This is a genomic window from Petrimonas sp. (genome assembly GCF_963921705.1).
In the GTDB taxonomy this organism is placed as follows: domain Bacteria; phylum Bacteroidota; class Bacteroidia; order Bacteroidales; family Dysgonomonadaceae; genus Petrimonas; species Petrimonas sulfuriphila.
The window spans coordinates 818,345-838,933 of record NZ_OY997410.1; the positions used below are offsets into that span (position 1 = coordinate 818,345).

Annotated in this window: 16 protein-coding genes and 1 tRNA gene; 7 read left to right on the forward strand and 10 right to left on the reverse strand. The window is 45.2% G+C overall.

Annotated elements, in window-relative coordinates:
* Positions 1-56: 56 nt before the first annotated feature.
* Both trpB and AACM02_RS03485 read right to left on the reverse strand, forming a co-directional pair.
* Positions 57-1,244 (reverse strand): tryptophan synthase subunit beta, encoded by a 1,188-nt coding sequence (trpB, locus tag AACM02_RS03480; RefSeq protein ID WP_339116080.1) that lies wholly within the window; start codon positions 1,242-1,244, stop codon positions 57-59.
* A gap of 257 nt (positions 1,245-1,501) precedes the next feature.
* A complete protein-coding gene (locus tag AACM02_RS03485; RefSeq protein WP_214062237.1) occupies positions 1,502-2,287 on the reverse strand; it encodes a DUF3575 domain-containing protein in 786 nt (261 codons plus the stop codon).
* Positions 2,288-2,711: 424 nt separating this feature from the next.
* Between AACM02_RS03485 and fumC the strand changes: the two genes are divergently transcribed.
* The 3 genes from fumC to rlmD all read left to right on the forward strand — a co-directional run bounded on the left by fumC (position 2,712) and on the right by rlmD (position 8,065).
* Positions 2,712-4,109 (forward strand): class II fumarate hydratase, encoded by a 1,398-nt coding sequence (gene fumC, locus AACM02_RS03490; protein WP_339117422.1) that lies wholly within the window; start codon positions 2,712-2,714, stop codon positions 4,107-4,109.
* A gap of 68 nt (positions 4,110-4,177) precedes the next feature.
* Entirely contained in the window at positions 4,178-6,649 is a 2,472-nt protein-coding gene (locus AACM02_RS03495; protein WP_339117423.1) for a DUF4982 domain-containing protein, read from the forward strand.
* Positions 6,650-6,652: 3 nt separating this feature from the next.
* A complete protein-coding gene (gene rlmD / locus AACM02_RS03500) occupies positions 6,653-8,065 on the forward strand; it encodes a 23S rRNA (uracil(1939)-C(5))-methyltransferase RlmD (RefSeq protein ID WP_339116081.1) in 1,413 nt (470 codons plus the stop codon).
* A gap of 7 nt (positions 8,066-8,072) precedes the next feature.
* On the opposite strand, the gene AACM02_RS03505 is transcribed toward rlmD, so the two are convergent.
* The 3 genes from AACM02_RS03505 to AACM02_RS03515 all read right to left on the reverse strand — a co-directional run bounded on the left by AACM02_RS03505 (position 8,073) and on the right by AACM02_RS03515 (position 9,997).
* Positions 8,073-8,978, reverse strand: coding sequence for a TraB/GumN family protein (locus AACM02_RS03505; protein WP_339116082.1), 906 nt, complete (start codon positions 8,976-8,978; stop codon positions 8,073-8,075).
* Positions 8,979-8,993: 15 nt separating this feature from the next.
* Positions 8,994-9,299 carry a hypothetical protein gene (locus AACM02_RS03510; protein WP_339116083.1) on the reverse strand — a complete coding sequence of 102 codons (306 nt, stop codon included), beginning with the start codon at positions 9,297-9,299 and terminating at the stop codon, positions 8,994-8,996.
* A 176-nt stretch (positions 9,300-9,475) separates the two neighbouring features.
* Positions 9,476-9,997, reverse strand: coding sequence for a ferritin (locus AACM02_RS03515; protein WP_214062676.1), 522 nt, complete (start codon positions 9,995-9,997; stop codon positions 9,476-9,478).
* A 277-nt stretch (positions 9,998-10,274) separates the two neighbouring features.
* Between AACM02_RS03515 and AACM02_RS03520 the strand changes: the two genes are divergently transcribed.
* The 3 genes from AACM02_RS03520 (at position 10,275) to AACM02_RS03530 (ending at position 13,341) form a co-directional block, all read left to right on the forward strand.
* The gene (locus AACM02_RS03520; RefSeq protein WP_214062613.1) at positions 10,275-11,465 is read left to right on the forward strand and encodes a serine palmitoyltransferase; all 1,191 of its coding nucleotides are present in this window, start codon (positions 10,275-10,277) and stop codon (positions 11,463-11,465) included.
* Between the two features lie 113 nt (positions 11,466-11,578).
* Positions 11,579-12,514, forward strand: a complete 936-nt coding sequence (locus AACM02_RS03525; protein ID WP_339116084.1) for a bifunctional riboflavin kinase/FAD synthetase — start codon at positions 11,579-11,581, stop codon at positions 12,512-12,514.
* A gap of 2 nt (positions 12,515-12,516) precedes the next feature.
* A complete protein-coding gene (locus tag AACM02_RS03530) occupies positions 12,517-13,341 on the forward strand; it encodes an aldo/keto reductase (RefSeq protein ID WP_214062611.1) in 825 nt (274 codons plus the stop codon).
* A 6-nt stretch (positions 13,342-13,347) separates the two neighbouring features.
* Here AACM02_RS03530 and mltG read toward each other — a convergent pair whose 3' ends face one another.
* Positions 13,348-14,388, reverse strand: a complete 1,041-nt coding sequence (gene mltG / locus AACM02_RS03535) for an endolytic transglycosylase MltG (protein WP_339116085.1) — start codon at positions 14,386-14,388, stop codon at positions 13,348-13,350.
* 125 nt (positions 14,389-14,513) lie between these two features.
* On the opposite strand from mltG, the gene AACM02_RS03540 reads away from it, so the two are divergent.
* A tRNA-Ser gene (locus AACM02_RS03540) sits at positions 14,514-14,600 on the forward strand.
* 62 nt (positions 14,601-14,662) lie between these two features.
* Here the strand turns inward: AACM02_RS03540 and AACM02_RS03545 are convergent.
* The 4 genes from AACM02_RS03545 to AACM02_RS03560 all read right to left on the reverse strand — a co-directional run bounded on the left by AACM02_RS03545 (position 14,663) and on the right by AACM02_RS03560 (position 20,474).
* Positions 14,663-15,337, reverse strand: coding sequence for an ABC transporter ATP-binding protein (locus tag AACM02_RS03545; protein ID WP_339116086.1), 675 nt, complete (start codon positions 15,335-15,337; stop codon positions 14,663-14,665).
* 47 nt (positions 15,338-15,384) lie between these two features.
* Positions 15,385-17,802: an ABC transporter permease gene (locus AACM02_RS03550; RefSeq protein WP_339116087.1), complete on the reverse strand. Its 2,418-nt coding sequence runs from the start codon at positions 17,800-17,802 to the stop codon at positions 15,385-15,387.
* A gap of 50 nt (positions 17,803-17,852) precedes the next feature.
* On the reverse strand, positions 17,853-20,174 hold the full coding sequence (locus AACM02_RS03555) for an ABC transporter permease (protein WP_339116088.1): 2,322 nt from the start codon (positions 20,172-20,174) through the stop codon (positions 17,853-17,855).
* Between the two features lie 120 nt (positions 20,175-20,294).
* Entirely contained in the window at positions 20,295-20,474 is a 180-nt protein-coding gene (locus AACM02_RS03560; protein WP_214063590.1) for a hypothetical protein, read from the reverse strand.
* Between the last annotated feature and the right edge of the window lie 115 nt (positions 20,475-20,589).

The window sequence follows — 20,589 nt, forward strand, 5'->3', positions numbered from 1 at the left end:
AGATTGAAAGAGATTGATTTCCAGACTGTATACAACAACCTGTTTTCAATCTTAAATCAATCTGCATCAATCTGTTTAAAGTAAGTCTCCAGGTCTTTATCCCCCCTTCCCGAAAGTGTCAGGACAACTATGTCGGACGGTTTGAAAGTGATTTTATCGAGCGCAGCGAGTGCGTGAGCCGACTCCAATGCAGGGATAATGCCTTCATAACGCGTAAGTTCGAAAGCGGCTTTTAGGGCTTCGTCATCGTTTACGGCAACTACCTGTGCCCGCCGGGTAGTTGTCAGGTGGGCGTGGATGGGCCCAATACCCGGATAGTCCAGCCCGGCGGAAATGGAATAAGGTTCCGTGATTTGTCCGTCTTCCGTTTGCATAACCAACGTTTTGCACCCGTGGATAATTCCAATAGAGCCCATTTGTATGGTGGCTGCCGTTTCTCCGCTGTCGATTCCCTTGCCGCCTGCTTCGGCGAGTACGATTTTCACCGCATCATCGTTCAGGAAGTGATAGATGGTTCCCGCAGCGTTGCTTCCCCCTCCCACGCAGGCGAAAAGATAATCGGGAACGGCACGGTTTTCCTTTTCCATCAGCTGCTTCCTGATCTCTTCACTGATGACTGATTGTAACCGGGCTACCATATCGGGATAGGGGTGAGGCCCAACGGTGGATCCGATGATATAATGTGTGTCCGTCGGGTTGCAGCACCAGTCGCGGATGGCTTCGTTGGTAGCATCCTTCAACGTCATGTTCCCCGAAGTAACCGGAACGACCGTTGCGCCCAGCATCTGCATCTTCTTGACGTTTACGGCTTGGCGTTCCACATCGGTTTTTCCCATATAAACAATACATTCCATCTGCATCAACGCACAAACGGTAGCGGTTGCCACACCGTGCTGCCCGGCACCCGTTTCTGCAATAATCCGGGTTTTCCCCAATCGTTTGGCGACAAGAATCTGGCCGATTGTATTGTTGATCTTGTGTGCCCCGGTATGGTTTAAGTCTTCCCGTTTGAGGTAGATGCTGCATCCGTGTTTACCGGAAAGGTACCCAGACCGGTAAAGCGGAGAAGGCCTGCCTACGTAATCCCGGAGAAGCTGGTCAAAATCTTTTTTAAACGATTCGCTTTCCAGGATTCTGAGATAGGCGTCCTGCAATTCGGTAACGCATCTGTGAAGGATTTCAGGAATATAGGCTCCGCCAAATTCACCGTAAAATCCGGACTTATCTACTGAAAAATTCTGCATATACTGTTTTTTTTGTTTGATACCAATGAAAAGAGCCTGTCGCAGGTGCGACAGGCTCTTCTATGTTTATTGTTATTGAGTTCTTGCTATAGATACGACTGCTTCCCTTACGACCGGTTGAGTTGTAAGTAGCGCCACCAATATCCGTTAGCAAGAGAAATGTTCATATTCCAATTATTTTGCTGCAAATGTAGGTTTAAAAAAATAAAAAGCAATGTATTTTTCAAACTTTAACATTTAAAAAATGTTTCTTACATTTAAAACCTGTATCCTATAGAGAAAGAAGAGCGGATAAAAGCCCACGGGCCTTTGGTCTTTGCTTCTGCCGAAGTGGAAGAGACATCAACACGCTCTACCTCCGCAATTTTTTTCCCTCCAATTTCAATGTCGTTCAGGTTCTTTATAATCTCCTGTTTCAGGCTTGCTTGCTCTTCTGCAGACATTTCATGGCTGGAAGTTCCGTTAAATAGGGCTTTATTCGTGCCGTAGTGAGCACCAATGATTGTCCAGTCAAGCGCGATCCTTTTCTTTTTCCCGGCTAACCATTGTATTCCGATAATTGCTCCCCCACTGTGGGTATTCAAATTACCCTTAAGGTTAATTTCTTGCGGCACACTATTCTGATCTTCAAATTCTATTAAGAGGTTTGAAGCTTTAAAGCGTTCGTATTTGTAGTATGGGGCAATATAGAAGCCTTTACCGTAGCCGGATCTGCTTAAGTAAAAACGCACCTCGGGTGTAAAGGAGAACGTGCCAATCCGGATGTCTTCGAGTTGAGGATCATCTGAAAAACGGCTGATATAAGGGACCCCGCCCTGGGGCATAATGTTCACTCCCAGTACGGCGCTGATGTTTTTGCTAATGATCTGTTCTCCGTAGAACCCGAAATTCCGAGTCGCCCACCCCAGGACATTGGCCTTTAGGATGGTTTTTCCTCCCGACAGCAGCCCGTCAGCGGCATTCGATTGTCTGTTAATTTGTTGTGCGTTGACACCACCTATAATCATCAGTGCCAACAGGGATAATAAAGCTGTTTTTTTCATGTGAGTGTTATTAAAAAGTGATACCGGGATTTTACCGCAAAAAAAGGGAACTATTTTTGTAAGAAATAAACGAAAATCCCGGCAAATTGTTCAATAATTTTATATTATTTTTTATAATAAAAAGGTATAGCTGTTAAACTTGAATTTGGTCTGTTGAGTAAAAAATTGTTTCTTTGCTACAGCGTGCGGTCTATTTGGTTCAGTGATATACAGAAGATGTTTCCATCCTGATTATCTACTCGCATTAATAAGGTTGGACGCTGTTTGGTTATCAGGCTTTGAAGGAAAGGGCAGGTCTGCCTTTTTACTGACTTGGGGAATGAGGCACAATATATCGTCTGTTGGAAGATTTGGCCGTAGCAGTAACGGGTACAAAAGTTAAATAAAGAAAATCAGAAAAGGGATGAATTCTAAAAAATCCAAAATAAAATACAGGGTTGAGAAAGATACGATGGGGGAGGTAAAAGTTCCTGCTGATAAACTCTGGGGTGCGCAAACCGCACGTTCGCTCCACAATTTTAAAATAGGAGCGCCTGCTTCCATGCCCCTGGATATTATTTATGGATTTGCGTACCTGAAAAAAAGTGCTGCGTACGCCAATTGCGAGCTGGGGGTGTTGTCGCAGGAAAAACGGGACCTGATTGCGCAAGTGTGTGATGAAATACTGGAGGGGAAGCTGGACGATCAGTTCCCTTTGGTTATCTGGCAGACCGGCTCTGGAACGCAAAGCAACATGAACGTAAACGAAGTGATTGCCAACCGCGCTTATCAGATTTCCGGGAGGGAAGTCGGCGATGGAGAGAAGCCCCTTCACCCGAACGATGATGTAAATAAATCGCAGTCATCCAACGATACGTTTCCAACGGCGATGTCCATTGCCTGCTATAAAAAAATTGTTGAGGTTACCTTGCCGGGATTGCGTGGTTTACAAAGAACACTTGCTGTTAAATCCATCGAAACGGAAGAAGTGGTCAAGATCGGGCGTACTCACTTTATGGATGCTACCCCCCTGACATTGGGACAAGAGTTCAGTGGATATGCTGCTCAGCTGGAATACGGTATAAAAGCCATTGAAACCACCTTGACTCACCTGGCCGAACTGGCTCTTGGCGGAACCGCGGTAGGGACCGGCCTGAATGCTCCCAGAAATTACGATGTCCTCGCAGCAAAATACATAGCGGAGTTTACAGGGTTGCCTTTCGTGACTGCAAAAAATAAATTCGAAGCACTTGCCGCACACGATGCCCTGGTTGAAACGCACGGAGCATTGAGACAGGTGGCGGTTTCGCTTAACAAGATAGCCAATGATATCCGTATGCTTGCATCCGGGCCACGAAGTGGAATTGGAGAGATAACGATCCCTGCCAATGAGCCGGGTTCTTCCATCATGCCGGGGAAGGTGAATCCTACTCAGGCAGAAGCTGTAACGATGGTTTGCGCACAAATCCTGGGAAACGATGTGACGATAGGTGTCGCCGGCATGCAGGGCCATTTTGAATTAAATGTTTTTAAACCGGTTATGGCGGCGAACTTCTTACAGAGCGCCCGCCTTCTTGGAGATGCCGCCGTATCTTTCAATGAACATTGCGTTTCAGGAATAAGGCCGAACTTAGGAAGAATCAAGGCATTGGTGAATAATTCCTTGATGCTTGTAACGGCCTTGAATACAAAAATCGGTTACTACAAGGCGGCCGAGATAGCCAAAGCTGCTCACAAAAACGGAACCACCTTAAAGGAGGAGGCGGTGCGGTTGGGTTATGTTACCGCCGAAGACTTCGATGAATGGGTGAAACCCGGGAATATGACCAAACCTCTGGATTGAACATTTTTACTGAATTTTACTAACTCAATACAATAAAATTACTTTTTATGAGGATAGCTCAACTTTTGATGGTTCTGTTTTATCTAGCAGTGACTTTTTCTGCTGAAGCGCAAACCCGTGTACAATTAACGTTAAAAAAAGGCTGGAAGTTTTCGCGTGAAGACAACGCATCTGCCTCGGGAATAAATTTCAACGATGCCTCTTGGCAGTCGGTGGAGGTGCCCCACGATTGGGCTATTTACGGCCCGTTTGACCGGTCTAACGATATCCACCGGATGGCTATTGTCCAGGACGGTCAGACAAAAGCGACCGAACATTACGGAAGAACGGGCGGACTTCCTTTCACCGGTGTCGGATGGTACAGGAATAGATTCTCGATTCCGGATTTCACCGGTGACAAGCGGGTGACAATTCAGTTCGACGGGGCAATGAGCAATGCCCGAGTTTACGTCAACGGGAAAGAGGCTGGATATTGGCCGAACGGATACAACACGTTTTATCTTGATATTACCGGTCTTATAAACAACGATGGAAAGGAGAATGTGCTTGCAGTCCGCCTCGAAAATTTTGAAGAACAATCGCGCTGGTATCCCGGTGCGGGACTCTACCGAAACGTTCACCTGATCGTTACGGACAAGACACACATTCCCATCTGGGGGACTTACGTTACAACGCCTGTTGTGGAAAAAGATGTTGCGCGTGTGAATGTCCGCACCCGGGTACATGCCTCCGGAGAAGGCAACCTGAAACTGGTTACCGAGATCCGGGACAAGTCGTTCAATACAATCGCTTCCGCAGAGAATACGCTCTCTAAAGCCGACATGGGTGAATTTTCACAAAACCTGGCCGTGGAAAATCCCCAATTGTGGGGGATTAAACAGCCGAACCTGTATACGGCGGTGTCCAGGCTCTACGAAAACAATCAATTGGTTGACGAGTACACCACGCCTTTCGGCATACGTACCCTGGAGATTAAGCCCAACGACGGTTTTTACCTGAATGGCGAGAAGATAAAATTTCAGGGTGTATGCCTGCATCACGATTTGGGACCGCTGGGGGCTGCAGTGAACGAAGCTGCCATCCGTCGCCAGATCCGTACGATGCAGGATATGGGTGTAAATGCTATCCGCACTTCACACAATATGCCTGCACCTGAATATGTTCGGATTGCCGATGAAATGGGAATGATGCTGATGGTGGAAACGTTTGACGAATGGGCCATTCCGAAAGTGAAAAACGGCTACAACCGCTATTTTAACGAGTGGGCGGAGAAGGACCTGACGAACGTGCTGCATCATTATCGGAACAATCCCAGTGTGGTGATGTGGTGCATAGGCAATGAAGTAGAGGAGCAAAGTAACAAGCACGGTTCAAGGGTGGCACGTTTCCTGCAAGATATTTGCCACCGCGAAGACCCGACTCGTCCGGTAACCAACGGAATGGACCGTCCCGACCATGTGCTTTCCAACAACATGGGGGCCGTGATGGAGGTTCCAGGATTCAATTATCGTCCGTTTCGTTATCAGGAGGCGTACGACCGCTTACCGCAACAGGTAATCTTAGGCAGTGAAACGGCATCTACGCTTAGTTCCCGAGGGGTATACAAGTTTCCGGTGGAGCGTAAATCCATGGCGCAGTACGATGATCATCAGGCCTCTTCATACGATGTAGAGCATTGCGGTTGGTCGAATCTTCCTGAGGATGATTTTATTCAACACGAAGATTTGCCGTATACCATCGGAGAGTTTATCTGGACGGGCATCGATTACCTGGGAGAACCGACGCCATACTACAGCGCGTGGCCCAGTCACAGCTCCCTTTTTGGCGCGGTTGATCTGGCGGGAATTCCCAAGGACCGTTTTTATCTCTATCGCAGCCACTGGAATAAAGAGGAAGAAACGCTGCACATCCTGCCCCACTGGAATTGGGAAGGGCGTGAAGGGGAAGTGACGCCCGTTTTTGTGTACACCAGTTATCTGTCGGCAGAGTTGTTTATCAACGGGAAAAGCCAGGGAAAACGTACTAAGGAACTGTCTGTCCCGCTTGAAGGAAGTTATACGACAGAAGCGCAAAAGAGTTTCGAACGGCAGAAGCGCTACCGGTTGATGTGGATGGATACCCGTTATGAACCGGGAACGGTGAAGGTGGTGGCGTACGACAACAACGGAAAAGCGGTTGCCGAGAAAGAAGTGCGTACCGCTGGAAAACCGTATCGCGTTGTTATGCAGGCCGATCGCAACGTGATTAACGCTGACGGCGAGGACATTTCGTTCGTCAACGTGAAGCTTGTGGATAAAGCTGGAAATTTCTGCCCGGTTGAAGACAGGGAAATTTCTTTTACGGTAAAAGGTGCCGGTGTATTTAAAGCTGTTGCCAATGGAAATGCAGCCAGTCTGGAATCGTTCCAACTCCCCAGAATGAAGCTTTTCAGCGGACAGCTTACTGCGTTGGTGCAGGCCGGAGAAGAATCGGGAACGATCGTGCTGGAGGCAAAAGCAAAAGGAGTGCAAAGTAGCAGGATAGAGATTTTAGTAAAATAGGCAATGGCAAAAAAGAGAAAGCAACTTCCTTTATTGGAAAAGGTACCTGTTACCGGTGTAGCGGCAGAAGGCAAAGCAATTGCCCGGGTGGACGGAATGACGGTTTTTGTCCCGTATGCCGTTCCCGGTGATGTGGCCGATATACAGATCACCAAAAAGAAAAGTAATTACGCTGAAGGCAAAGTGACCCGGTTTGAATCGTTTTCCGAAAACAGGGCGGACCCTTTTTGCGAACATTTTGGAACATGCGGGGGCTGTAAGTGGCAGATCCTGCCTTATGGGGAACAGTTGAAATACAAACAAAAACAGGTTGAGGATAACCTGACGCGCATCGGCAAGGTAGAATTGCCGGAAATTTCACCCATTCTGGGTGCTCCGGAAACCACTTTTTACCGGAACAAACTTGAATTCACATTTTCAGACAAACGGTGGCTGACGGAGAAGGAGATTAGCTCCGGGAGTGAGCCCAGGCAGATGGATGCGTTGGGGTTCCATATCCCCGGTATGTTCGATAAAGTGCTTGATATAAACAAATGCTGGTTGCAGGACGACCTGTCTAACCAGATACGGAATGCTGCCCGGGATTTTTGCCTGAAAAACAAATTCTCGTTTTTCGACCTCCGCAACCAGTCCGGGCTGATGCGTACGCTTATCCTGCGCAACACCTCTGTTGGAGAGTGGATGGTTATTGTAGTGTTTTACGAAGATGATGCTGAAAAAAGGGAGATGCTCCTGAATTTTCTAGCCGGCAAGTTTCCGCAAATCACTTCGCTGCTCTACATCATTAACCGGAAGGCCAATGACACCATTACCGACCAGGAAGTGATCTGTTGGAAAGGGCGTGAGTATATTGTGGAAGAAATGGAAGGCCTGCAATTTAAAATAGGCCCGAAATCATTTTACCAGACCAATAGTCGTCAGGCTTACAGCCTGTATAAAGTTGCGCGGGAGTTTGCCGGGCTGTCGGGCAGTGAGCGGGTGTATGATCTTTATACCGGAACGGGAACCATTGCCAATTTTGTCGCGCGAAATGCTGGAAAAGTTATCGGGATTGAATTTGTGGAAGAGGCTATCGAGGATGCGCGAAAAAATTCACGCAACAATAATATCGAAAACACGTCGTTTTTTGCCGGAGATATGAGAAAAATCCTGACGGTAGATTTTATTCGTGAGCATGGCCGTCCCGATGTGATTATCACGGATCCTCCCCGAGCCGGGATGCATGACGATGTGATCGGGGCCATTCTTTTTGCCGAACCGCAGCGGATTGTTTATGTAAGTTGCAATCCTGCCACCCAGGCGCGTGACCTCAACCTGCTGGACAGTAAATACCGGGTCGCCCGCGTGCAGCCGGTGGATATGTTTCCGCAAACCCATCACGTGGAGAATGTGGTCTTGCTAGAGAGACGGACCTAGGTTTTGCCTATTTCACCGGCTCAACCCGGTATCCCATCTTCTGCAGTCCCACGATCAGTCCGTCTTTACCCACCAGGTGAAGGCATCCGACAGCGATGAACGATGGTTTTTCCCGCACAATATCCGGAAGGAGTTTTAACCACCTCTCGTTCCGGTCCTTGTTCATCGCGTCTTTTTCTTCCGGGGTGCCGGGGCAGGGATCTCCGGGCAACTCCTCTTCGTACAAAGCGTTCACCGCGTTAATGTCCTGAGCCATGTACGCCGTTTGCAACCTGTCCATTTGCTCTTTCAGTATCCCGGGATGATTCACCATGCAAGTAAGCAGTTCGGCCTGCCTTTCGATGGTTTGCGTGCCCAACAATAGGCGAATTTGTTCTTCGGCCGTTTCCAAAGAGCGTACGGGACGGGAACGCCTGGCCGCTTCTTCCTGGAAGTGCTGATCGATGCTTGTGCTCCCTGATAGAGCAGGGTAATATTTCTGATATAAAGAGACGGAAATCAAATTGCTCAGCATGGCCGGTTTCATTCTGCCAAGCTGATCCAGTCCGATACCGGTAAGCTCTTTCAGTGTTTTGTCGAGCAACTGAAAATCAGCTTCGCTTATAAGTGTTCGGTAGTCGTACTCGTTGGGCATAATGGCAGCACCCATGATCTTTATTTGCATCTCACTCATTTTGCTCATATCGAGCTCACCCACTGTTTGTTCAGTCGCTTCGAACGCTTCTTCCAGGCCGATGATGCTGTCTAAAAACGACAACGGGACCAAGTGGTGTGTTCCAAACAGGTAGGACGGGAATTCAAGGCCGTTTCCCGAGATTTTCCACAATAGCGCGTTTGTCTCCCCTGTTGTGTTCGCGCAGGCTGTCAGGGTAAAGAAAAGGATCAGGCAGCCGGTTAGTTTTCGTAAATTCATAAAATTATAACGGTATCAGTTGATTTCGACAAAATCTGTATCCACAGGGGGATTGGCCGTTTTGGCTTCTTTCCCGACACCCAGAAAATCGAATAAAAACCAAAAAATAGTAAACGATGGAATTACATCGGTAACGGGTAGTATTTCTTCAATAAAGGTGATAACGGATGTGTATTTTCCCCTTTTCTCCCCGAACATCCTGTAGCTGATAGATGCCGCGATGGGTGCCCACACAACATCGATGACGGGTAGGGCTGCTGACGCCATACCGATAGCGTCGAGCACCATGCATTTGAAGAGCTTTTTGTATTTTCTTTCCATTTTCAAGTTTTTAATATGCATTATACTTGTACTTGCTAAAGTCCGATAAAGGACAGGATGTTAGATGAAGTTTAACCTAAAAAGTTTATTCAGAGACTCTCTTCGCTAAAAAGTTAACCAAACAAAAAAGGAGCCTTTCGGCGAAGAAGGCTCCTGAGTGTGTCTGGTTGAAAAAACTATGCACCAGTTGTAGCGGTGTTAAGCGGAGTATAGCTGCGTTGTGCCAGTTCTTTGTCCATTGTATAGATTCCGAAGCCGTTGGTGCCGATCAGTTTCAGGCTGTCGATCATTCCCTGCGCGGTTTCTTCTTCTTCAACCTGCTCGTTTACAAACCATTGAAGCATGTTTTCGGTCGCATAGTCGTTTTCGCTCCTGGCTAAGCCTACCAGATTGTTAATCAGTCCGGTCACCACTTTTTCGTGTGCCAGGGTGTCTTCGAAAGCTTTTAATATAGATTCCCATGAGGTATCTACTTTCTCAATCGGTTTCAACTCCACCTTGTTGCCTTTGGCAATCAGGTAATCCATGAATTTGAGGGCGTGGTCTTGTTCTTCCTGAAACTGTACTTTAAACCAGTTAGCAAATCCCATCAATCCTTCATTGGCGAAATGAGCCGACATGGACAGATACAGATAGGCTGACCAGAACTCTGCATTAACTTGCTCGTTGATAGCTTTTTCTAAATTTTTACTTACCATAGTGTTTGTTTTTTTAATAATTCGTTAATCCTACCCTGTTAAACGTTTTTCTCATGAAAATGTTTACGTTTGGTTTTGCTTTTTGTGCCACTCGACCGGGTTTTCAATAACCTGAAACAAAAAGGTAAAAGAGGTCAAGTGTCATATTATCAGTTGTTTTGATTTGAAAGTATATTTTTACCTGCCCACTTCGCATTATGAGAAATATTCGTATCTTTGTATCCTGGTTTTTATTGGAAATAGATAAAATATCCAAACTCATTTTAATTTTTATCTGATGAATCTGTTAAAAGAGAAGATGATGAAATATGATGCCCCGCAGAAATTTAAAGCGGCAGGCATTTATCCATATTTCAGGGTTATCGAAAGCGATCAGGACACGGAGGTAGTTATCAACGGTAAGAAAGTGTTGATGTTTGGGTCAAACGCTTACCTGGGGCTCACCAATCATCCCAAAGTAAAGGAAGCGGCTGTTGAAGCCACCCAAAAATACGGAACAGGTATGGCAGGTTCACGTTTTTTAAACGGGACACTGGATATTCATATAGAACTCGAGCGTAAGTTGGCTAATTTTTTAAGAAAAGATGACGCTATCGTTTTCTCCACCGGATTCACTGTCAACGAAGGTGTCCTGGGTGCGATTACCGGACGAGAGGATTACATCATATGGGATGAACGGAACCACGCCTCCATTATCGAAGGTATTCGTGTCTCTTTCTCAACCAAGTTCAAATTCCGTCACAACGATATGGTATCGCTCGAAAGGCAACTGAAGCGTTGCGATCCCAACAAGGTGAAACTGATTGTGGTAGATGGCGTATTCAGTATGGAGGGGGACCTGGCGGATTTGCCGGGAATCGTTAAGCTGGCCAGAAAGTATAACGCCAACATCATGGTAGATGAAGCGCACGGACTGGGAGTTTTGGGGAGGAGGTACAACGGGAAGGGCACTTGCGACCATTTCGGATTACTACCCGATGTGGACCTTATTATGGGGACTTTCAGCAAATCCCTGGCCTCTATCGGTGGGTTCATCGCCGGGGATTATCACACGATCAACTACCTGCGGCACAATGCCCGGACCTATATTTTTAGCGCGAGCATAACACCTGCTGCGACTGCTGCTGCATCTGCGGCCCTGGATATCTTGCGTGCGGAACCCGAAAGGATAAAGAATTTGTGGGAGCTGACGCATTACACCATTCAACAATTCAAAGACCGCGGGTTCGAGGTAGGGCCTACATCTACACCGATTATTCCGCTCTATATCCGCAGCGATGAGAAAACATTTGCCATTACGAAACAACTGTTTGAAGAAGGTATTTTTGTGAATCCGGTTGTTCCGCCTGCTGTTGCACCCAACGAAACCCTTCTCCGTTTCTCGTTGATGGCAACACATACATACGAACAAATTGACTACGCCATAGATCATATTGAAAAAATGTTCAGGAAGTTTGGCGTAATCTAGCATACAGCACAGACAGCTGTGAGACCTCGAAATTCTGTTTCGGGGTCTTTTATTACATGCCAAAACTAAAAGCAACGTTCAGGCGTTAAGAATACTCACAAAAAGGAGGAATTTTGCAAGTCATTGATTTAACCCATAGAATTGAAACGGAACTACCTGAGGTCGTCGCTACCCTGGGCTTTTTTGATGGAGTTCACATCGGCCACCGGCACCTGATAGAACAGGTAAAAACGGAAGCTGACCGGCTAGGTCTGCCATCAGCCGTGGTCACTTTTCCTGTACATCCGAGAAAGGTACTGCACGCTGATTATCAGCCTAAATTGCTTTGCGGTTATGAAGAAAAACTGGAGCAGTTGACTGCAACAGGAGTAGATTATTGCATCAGTCTGCCGTTTACCGTGGAGCTGTCGAAGTTGACGGCCAGTGAATTTATTACCCGGGTACTGAAAGAGAAGATTCATGTCCATACTATGTTGGTGGGTTACGATCACCGGTTCGGACACAACCGGGAAGAGGGCATCAAGGAGTATGTATTATATGGCAAGGCTGTAGGGATGAATATTATTCAGGCTACGGAAATGCGTGTAGATGGCGAAGATGTGAGCTCTTCCCGGATCAGGCGTTTGTTGATGAAGGGCGAAATTGCGAAGGCCAATCAATTGCTGACTTACAATTATACCCTGTCGGGAAAAATAGTGGAAGGTTATCAGGTGGGGCGGACCATCGGCTTTCCGACTGCCAATGTGAAAGCGTGGGAGAAATACAAGGTCGTCCCTCTATTGGGGGTTTACGCCGTCTTGGTTCACTTTAGGGATAAAATACATCAGGGAATGTTGTATGTCGGTACGCGCCCGACCTTGCAAAACGGAACGGAGATCAGTGTTGAAGTGAATATTTTCGATTTCGACGGAGACCTGTACAACGAGTCGTTGACGGTTGAATTTATCGATTTCATCCGTGGGGATGAAAAATTTGAAAGTATCCAACAGCTTATTGATCAAATATACCGGGATAAGGACAATGTGATAAAACGGTTGAAAAACGTATAAACATGGAATATACTTTATTGAATAACGGTATCAAAATACCTATGCTGGGTCTAGGAACCTACAGAATTGGGAAAACAGATAATGATGTTTATCGTGCTATAAGGACGGCTTTGGATATAGGTTACAGACATATTGACACGGCAACTTTATACGGCAACGAAGCTCCGATCGGCAAAGCTATTCGTGAGAGCGGAATACCGCGTGAAGAGATTTTTGTTACCACCAAACTTTGGGGGGATGATGTGATGAAAGAAGCTGTTCCGCAGGCTTTCGACAGGAGCATGCAACTGTTGAATATTGGCTACATCGATCTTTATCTGATCCACTGGCCCGTAAAAGGAAAGCTTGTTTCCACCTGGCGGGAAATGGAGAAAATCTACGCTTCGGGGAAAGCGAAAGCCATTGGATTAAGCAACCACCTGCAACATCATCTTGAAACAATTCTGGAAGAGGCAAACATCCCACCGGCTGTGAACCAGGTCGAGATGCATCCTTATGTGGTGTTGGATGATTTAGTCGGTTTCTGTGCGGAAAACGGGATCATTTGTGAAGCCTGGAGCCCGTTGGGAAGCAATAAGGTCCCTCTTCTCAAAGAGCAGGTATTGCAGGAAATAGGGGAGAGGTATGGAAAGTCACCCGCTCAGGTCGTGTTGAGGTGGGATCTTCAACGTGGAGTGATTGCTATTCCCAAATCGTCCAGCCAAGAACGACAGCAAGCGAACCTGGATATCTTTGATTTTGAACTCACCCCGGAAGAAATGCAGTTCATCCGGTCTCTCGACAGAAATTACCGGACGGGTATCCACCCCGACGAGATAACTTTCTGAGGTGTTTTAAAAGATACCCCTTTCATTGAGCGCCCGCTGGTAACGCGCTGCATTGCGCGAATGCTCTGCGTGAGTGGCCGCAAAATTATGCCTGCCCGACAGATCTTCTTTGGCGCACATAAAAAGATAATTGTGCTGTTGTGGAGACAAGGTTCCGTCAATAGCCTGGATGGATGGTATTCGGATTGGCCCGGGTGGTAATCCGGTATTCCTGTAGGTGTTATAAGGTGATTCCACTTCCAGGTGACGGAACAAGATACGCCGCAACGAGAAATCGCCAACGGCAAATTTCACCGTCGGATCAGCCTCAAGCCGCATCCCTTTTTTTAACCGGTTGAGATACAATCCGGCCACAACCGGATATTCGTCGGAGTAGGTGGCCTCTTCTTCCACAATCGATGCCAGTGTAGAAACCTGCACCGGTGATAATCCGATTTTTTCCGCTTTACTTTTCCGTGCGTCGCTCCAGAAGCGATCGTATTCCTTTTTCATCCGGTTGAGGAAATGGTCAATGCTTGTGTCCCAGTACACTTCATAGGTGTTGGGGATAAACAGGGCCGTCAGCGTGTTTTCGTCAAACCCGACCTCTTTTATTTTTTCCGGGTCATTCAGTGCGTTTACCAATAGGGTGCTGTCCATCATCAGTTGCTGTGAGATTCTACCGGCCAGGTCTTCCTTGGTACGGACATTGTTGAACGTGAGTTTTACCGGTGTTTGAATTCCGGCACGCAGCATGCGAATCACGTCGGGCATGGTCATCCCGTCTTTAACGGCATATCTTCCAGTTTTTATGTTGCTGGGATAGTTCATCCTTTCCGACAAGATCCTGAAGAGCTGCTCCGACGGCAGGTCCGCTTTTTTTAATTGGGTGATTACCTCTTCGTAGTTCTTCTCGTTATCAATATAAATGTACACCGTTTCTTCCAGGCTGAATGGCTTGAAAATGGTTTTTCTGACAACAACTACCCCTGTAATTACTATCAGCAACAGGGAAAGTATTGCCCATAGAAAAATTTTTCTGCCTTTTCTTTTTGGTTTTTGCTCCATACGTCCAAAAGTGATTTGAAAAACTGCACAAATGTAGGAAGATTTAAATAGAAATCTCCCGTTTTTTTTGACAAGATGAAAACAATCTTGTATATTTGCACCCAATTTGGTCGGAAGTCCTACCGGGAAGTGTGGGTGAGTGGCTGAAACCACCAGTTTGCTAAACTGACGTACGGGTAACTGTACCGGGGGTTCGAATCCCCCCGCTTCCGCTAAGAAAGAAAATCCCTTGCAAATAAATAATTTGCAAGGGATTTTCTTTTAAGGAATATGACTACAACACCACTTCTGGTACCACTTTGCCATCAAACAATTTAATTATGCGGTTGGCATAACCGGCATCGTGTTGGCTGTGCGTAACCATCACAATGGTTGTTCCTTCACTATTCAAATCAGTGAGCAAACTCATCACTTCTGCGCCGTTCTTACTGTCCAAGTTTCCGGTAGGTTCGTCAGCAAGGATAAGCTTGGGATTGGCGACTACGGCACGAGCAATGGCAACGCGTTGTTGCTGACCGCCCGAAAGTTGCTGCGGAAAATGTTTCTCCCGATGCGAAATGGCCATACGGTTCATTGCCTCTTTCACCCGTTGTTTTCGCTCGGCGGCCGGGATTCGCATATATAAGAGTGGAAGCTCGATGTTTTCGTACACGTTGAGTTCCTCGATGAGGTTGAAACTTTGGAACACGAAACCAATAATACCTTTCCGCAAGTTTGTCCGTTCGTTTTCAGTAAATTTAGATACGTCGGTTCCGTTGAGGAAATACTGTCCCGATGTGGGGTTGTCCAGCAAACCCAATATATTGAGCAACGTGGTTTTTCCGCAGCCCGACGGCCCCATAATGGCGACAAACTCACCTTCGTTGATTTCGATGTTTACTTCGGACAATGCCCAGGTTTCCACTTCTTCCGTGCGGAAGATTTTTTGTAAGTTTTCTGTTTTAATCATAGTTTTTTTAAATTATAAATTATTAATTACCAATTGTGTCTTTGCGATTATTCCAACTTTAGTGCATTCGCGGGATTTGTTCTCATGGCAGTCTTTATTTGCCACACGAGGGTAAGCAGCGATACGAAAATTACAATAATTGCCGATATCACGGAAAACATCGCTATCCATGATGAAACGGAAATTTTATAAGCGAAATTTTCGAGGTGTTTGCTTATCACAACATATGAGATCGGAATAGCGGTTAGAAAAGATACGGCTAATAGCATCAGGTATTTATTCAGAAACAGATGCATGATATTGTTTGTCGTAGCACCGTTTACTTTTCGCAACGCAATTTCGCGGTAACGTTGCCGAATATCGAAAACCGAAATTGCAAATAATCCCATACAGGAAACCAGAATAGCTATGATGGAAAATAACAGGTAAACGCGGCTTATCCGTTTGTCTTCTTCATAAAGTTTGGCAATATCGTCTTCCAGTAGGCTGTACGTAAATTCTGCGTCGTTGTTAATTTCCTTGTATAAATTTTCCAAATAAGCTAAAGCTTCTTTCTGTTTTCCGGGAACGAAACGTGCCATTAGGTAATCGAAATGGAAACCGCGTTCAGTGTAAGAAATTACTAATGGTGTGGTCGTTTTGGATAAATGTCCGGTATGAAAATCCTTTATTATACCCACTACCTGATGAATCGGCGCTGTTTCTCCTTCTCTTTTATATTGCGATTCGAGTTTTACCGTTCGAATATCAGTTATTTCAAATAATTTCGCAGCCGATTCATTGATGATGTATTTAAATTCACCGTTCACATCGGTTGAATCCCATAAGCGGCCTTCTTTTAACTGAAAACCGAACATCTTCATGTATTGAGGCGACATCCCGACAGAACTTACGGGTTGATAATTACTTCTGTCGGAACGTTTCATCGGAACTTTCGCTTTCAGATTATACACAGGAAGCCCGAACTCCCAGTCTGAAAATAAAGGCGATTTGTTCATCCTGTCCCTAACAAGAGTCGCATTTTCGCTTATTTTGCGGAATGCTGCTTCCATGTCGGAGCTTCTGAAAGCATTCATATCACGGTGCATCATTCTTGCCATAATTACATCTTTGGTGTTGTATCCGGGATTGACGGCTAGCATATAATTCAATTGTTTCATAAAAAAGAGAGCAATAACTATCAACCCGAAAGTGATGACATATAGCAGAAACAGAAACGTTTTGCGTGAGGCCAGTGAAACCCCTCGCACATATACAGATTGGAGCGACGCGATGGGCTTTGAATAATGATACCTGAGATAAGGATGTAGTGAGGTTATTAAAGTCAGAAAAATCAGGATTAAAACTGAAAATAAGATACTGAACACAGGGTTTGGTATCACCTCAAAGTTAAGCCGGGTTGATAAATACGATTGAGCTATCTCGATGAAGAACCAGGCTAAAAAGACCGCAATTAGCGTCATCAGGAGATTTTCACCATAGATTTGCCAAAATATTTGTCCTTTACCGGCTCCGAATATTTTTTTTACACCAAACTCCTTTCCGCGTTTCAATGTGATGACCGTATAGATATTGATGAAGTTAAAAAGCCCCACCAACAAGATGAGTATACCTACAACGAGAAGTATTTTCACGGCATTTCTGTTCCCCTTCACAAATACCGAAAGATCATTGTTACGTGTTATTTTCCATACCTCGTGTGTACGGTCGAAGTAAAAATCTTTCAAGGGAAATAACTGAAGACGGACAGGATTGGGAGCGACAGATCTCGACTCGTCTAACTGTCTATTGCTGTCGTTTAATTTCCTCACATCGGCTCCTGTGTGTAATTTGATCAGGGTAAACGCTTGTATAGCCATAAATTGGCGCTGATCCTTGTCAAGGAGAATATCAAAAGCGAGGAACGATTTGGAAGAAGGCTTTCCGGTAACTCCAACCACTTTTAGTTCGTCGCCCGAAGAGTGGGTGAATTTTTTCCCTATTGGATTTTCTTTCCCGAAAAGCTTTTGTGCGAATTTTTCGGTAATGATTGCATCGCTGGGATCAATCATTTTATGGCTTCCGTAACGTATTGGAAACGGTAGAATTTTAAAGAAATTGCTGTCGGCAGCTATTGCTTTTACATTGATACGGTGGTTGCCTGAAACGATAAAGTCTTCTTCGTATGCAAAAAATGTAGTTGTATTTTTTACCGAAGGATTATTCAACAAGGGAGGAAAGGGGATGTTGTCTTCGGCTCGTACAGTAGCTCCACCAAAACGTTTTCGCCCGTCTTCGGGATTCTCTATCGATAAGATGTAAGTGTGTTTCAGATCCGAAGCAAAATGATTTACGGTAGTTTCCTGATTGATATACCTCGCAATAACAATAACAGACGCCAGACTTATTGCCAATCCCAACATGTTGACAATTGAATACAGTCTGAATCGGCCTAAAACTCTAAACGGCAATGCTAGTAATTTCATTATTTATCTTATATTTTAATAAATATAGTTTTATTTAATAGACTTTGACTTTACTCTGCCTTCAAACTTTCCACCGGATTGCTCCGCGCCATGCGCCACACGTGCCAGCCAACGGTTAAAAATGTGATAACGGCGACTAATAACAATGCAAGTAAAAACGAGCTTACCGATACATCTATCCGGTAAACAAACTGCTGCAGCCACCGTTCCATCAGCCACCACGCCAACGGCGCGGCAACCACAAATCCCACCGCCAACCACACGAACATCGGTTTCATCAGCAGCCATAAGAGTTGCGGCGTTTTCGCCCCGTTTATTTTTCGGATTCCGATTTCTTTGGTTCGCTGCCGCACGGCGTAAAACGTGATGCCGAACAACCCGAAACAGGTAAGCAGGATGCTGATCAGCGAATACATGTTGAGCAGGCGCGACATCTCAAAGATTTTGCTGTTAACACCAACCATATTTGCATACACATCGCCATACATAAAAAAATCATCGGGGTATGCCTGTGCCCAAGCTTGTTTCAGCGATTTTACCACGTTTTTGGTTTCTCCTTTTTGCGTTCGAATATAAATGTTGATGAGTTGCTTTGTTTTATCTTTATATTTTATTATTGCAGGAATAGCTTTGTTTTCCACCGAACCAATGTAAAAATCTTCCACCACTCCGGCTACAACGGCCAACGAGTCATGGTCGTCAATATAACTGCGCAACGAATTACCTACCATATTCTCCGGCGATGTTTCGGCTACATCTGCAAATGTTTTGTTCACAAAAACCGGATGGGGATACTTTCCGTGTGCACTGTCCCAACCAACACCTGAAATCTGATTAAGTTGCAATACTTCGGCAAATCCATCGCTACCGGTAATCAGCAACACATTACTTTTTTGTTCTTCGCCGTTCTTTTTCCGGAAAGTGTTTTCAACAACAAATATGGTATTTACTCCACCTTCACTGAAAGCGTAGCTTTGGATGCCTTGAATGCTTTTCAACCGAGACTCGAATGGCACGATGGATTCTTTAGCAAACGGACTTCCCACCTCAATCACATCCTTGTAACGCTCTATGTTCTTTTTTACCAGATTAACCTGTTTGTTTACCGTCAGTGTTCCGATAATAAGCGCGAAAGCAACGATAAATTGAACCGTCACCATAGCGGCTATCCAACGGTTTTTCCTGGTTACGAAAAACAGGGTGTAATCGCTTCCCGACAGGCGGCTGATTTTCCGGCTTATTATTAAGGCGGGAATTACCGTCAGCAGAAAAATCAACAGCATCAGTAACGGGAAAAAATCTTTGTTATAGAAATATTTCGATGAAAAATCGACGGCCACTACCTGTTTGAAAACGGGCAATAAATCGTGCATCAGGAACATCGCCAGTACAAACGAGATGAAAACTGTGAGAAACGTATCCAAAAAAATCTGCCACCGCACGTCAACAGGTTTTGCGCCCATCAGTTTTTGCGTATGCAGGGTTCTTACTTGCTGCAACACGCGCGAAAAACTCAAATTCACATAATTGAAAATAGCGATAAGAAGCACTAAAATAGCTGAAATAAACCCGATAAGTAATAAAGTATCTTTTCGGGAATGCAGTTTGGTGTGTCTCGAATTTTCGAAAGAGAGAGCATCGTCGAAATCATAAAAATAATACACTTTGTCTTTCGCTGCTAATTTCTCTTTTCTTACTTTCTGCTCAAATTGCTGCAAATTAGTTCCTTTTGCGAGTTTTAAAAACGTGTTTCCTCCGTCTTTTGTATCCGGATTACAAAATAAAGCATCGAAAGCAATACCCGATTGTTCCCGATTTTTTATTACACCTTCCACCGTGTAATCGTTGTCATTTCCGAAAACTTCGGAAATCCGTATCTGTTTGCCTATCGGATTTTCATCGCCAAAAAACAATTGTGCCTGTTTTTCACTCAGGAGAATGGAGTTGGGATTATTGAAAGCGTTCCAACTTCCGTAAAGCAACTCGAACGGGAAGAACGACGGAAACGAAGCATCTACATTGAGAATGACAGGTGCATCAAACTTTTGGTTATTTACCTCAACATACTTTATAAACGGCGAAACAAACTGCAAAACATCTTCCACTTCAGGATATTTTTGCTTGAGTTGTCCGGCGATTTCCTTTTTCATAAATGCCCATTTGGATCCCGAGTCATCAGAAGATCCCTGCATCACCCACACCAATTGGTCGCGGTTGGGATTGTTTTTTTCGATGCCGTATTCGTAGCTGACGAATGAAATCAACAGCGCCGTGCAGGCGATGCCCACCGTAAGGCTGAGCATGGAAATGAGTGTGAACGTTTTGTTACGCCACCAATTCCTGAAAATGAGTTTTAGAGTTGTTTTGAACATTTTTTTTTGATTTTTAGAGTGGGTGAAGCGAGTTCCGGCTCGCTTTATCCGTTACGAAGCGATTTGGAAGTCGCTTGTTCCGTTTATTATTAGTTTTGTCAATAACCGAATTAATTTGGTTTAAGGCATGACAGGCGGTTCGTCCACTTCCCATACCTCGTAAACTTTGTTGGTGTCCACGGCTTCGGTCTGTTCTGTTTTATTCAAAGGCGATTCGTCCTCTGGTTGTTTGTTTTTACCGGTGCAACTTGTCAGTAAAAACAAGCTTGCGAGAGCGAAAAAAATTGTTTTTGTTTGCATTATTTTTAGATTTTAGAGCCGGGAGTCAATAATTAAAAATTAAAAAATAAGAATTAAAAATTAAGACTGCCGGCTGTTGTTTATTTGTATGTTATCCTTTTTATTCTCAGCAATA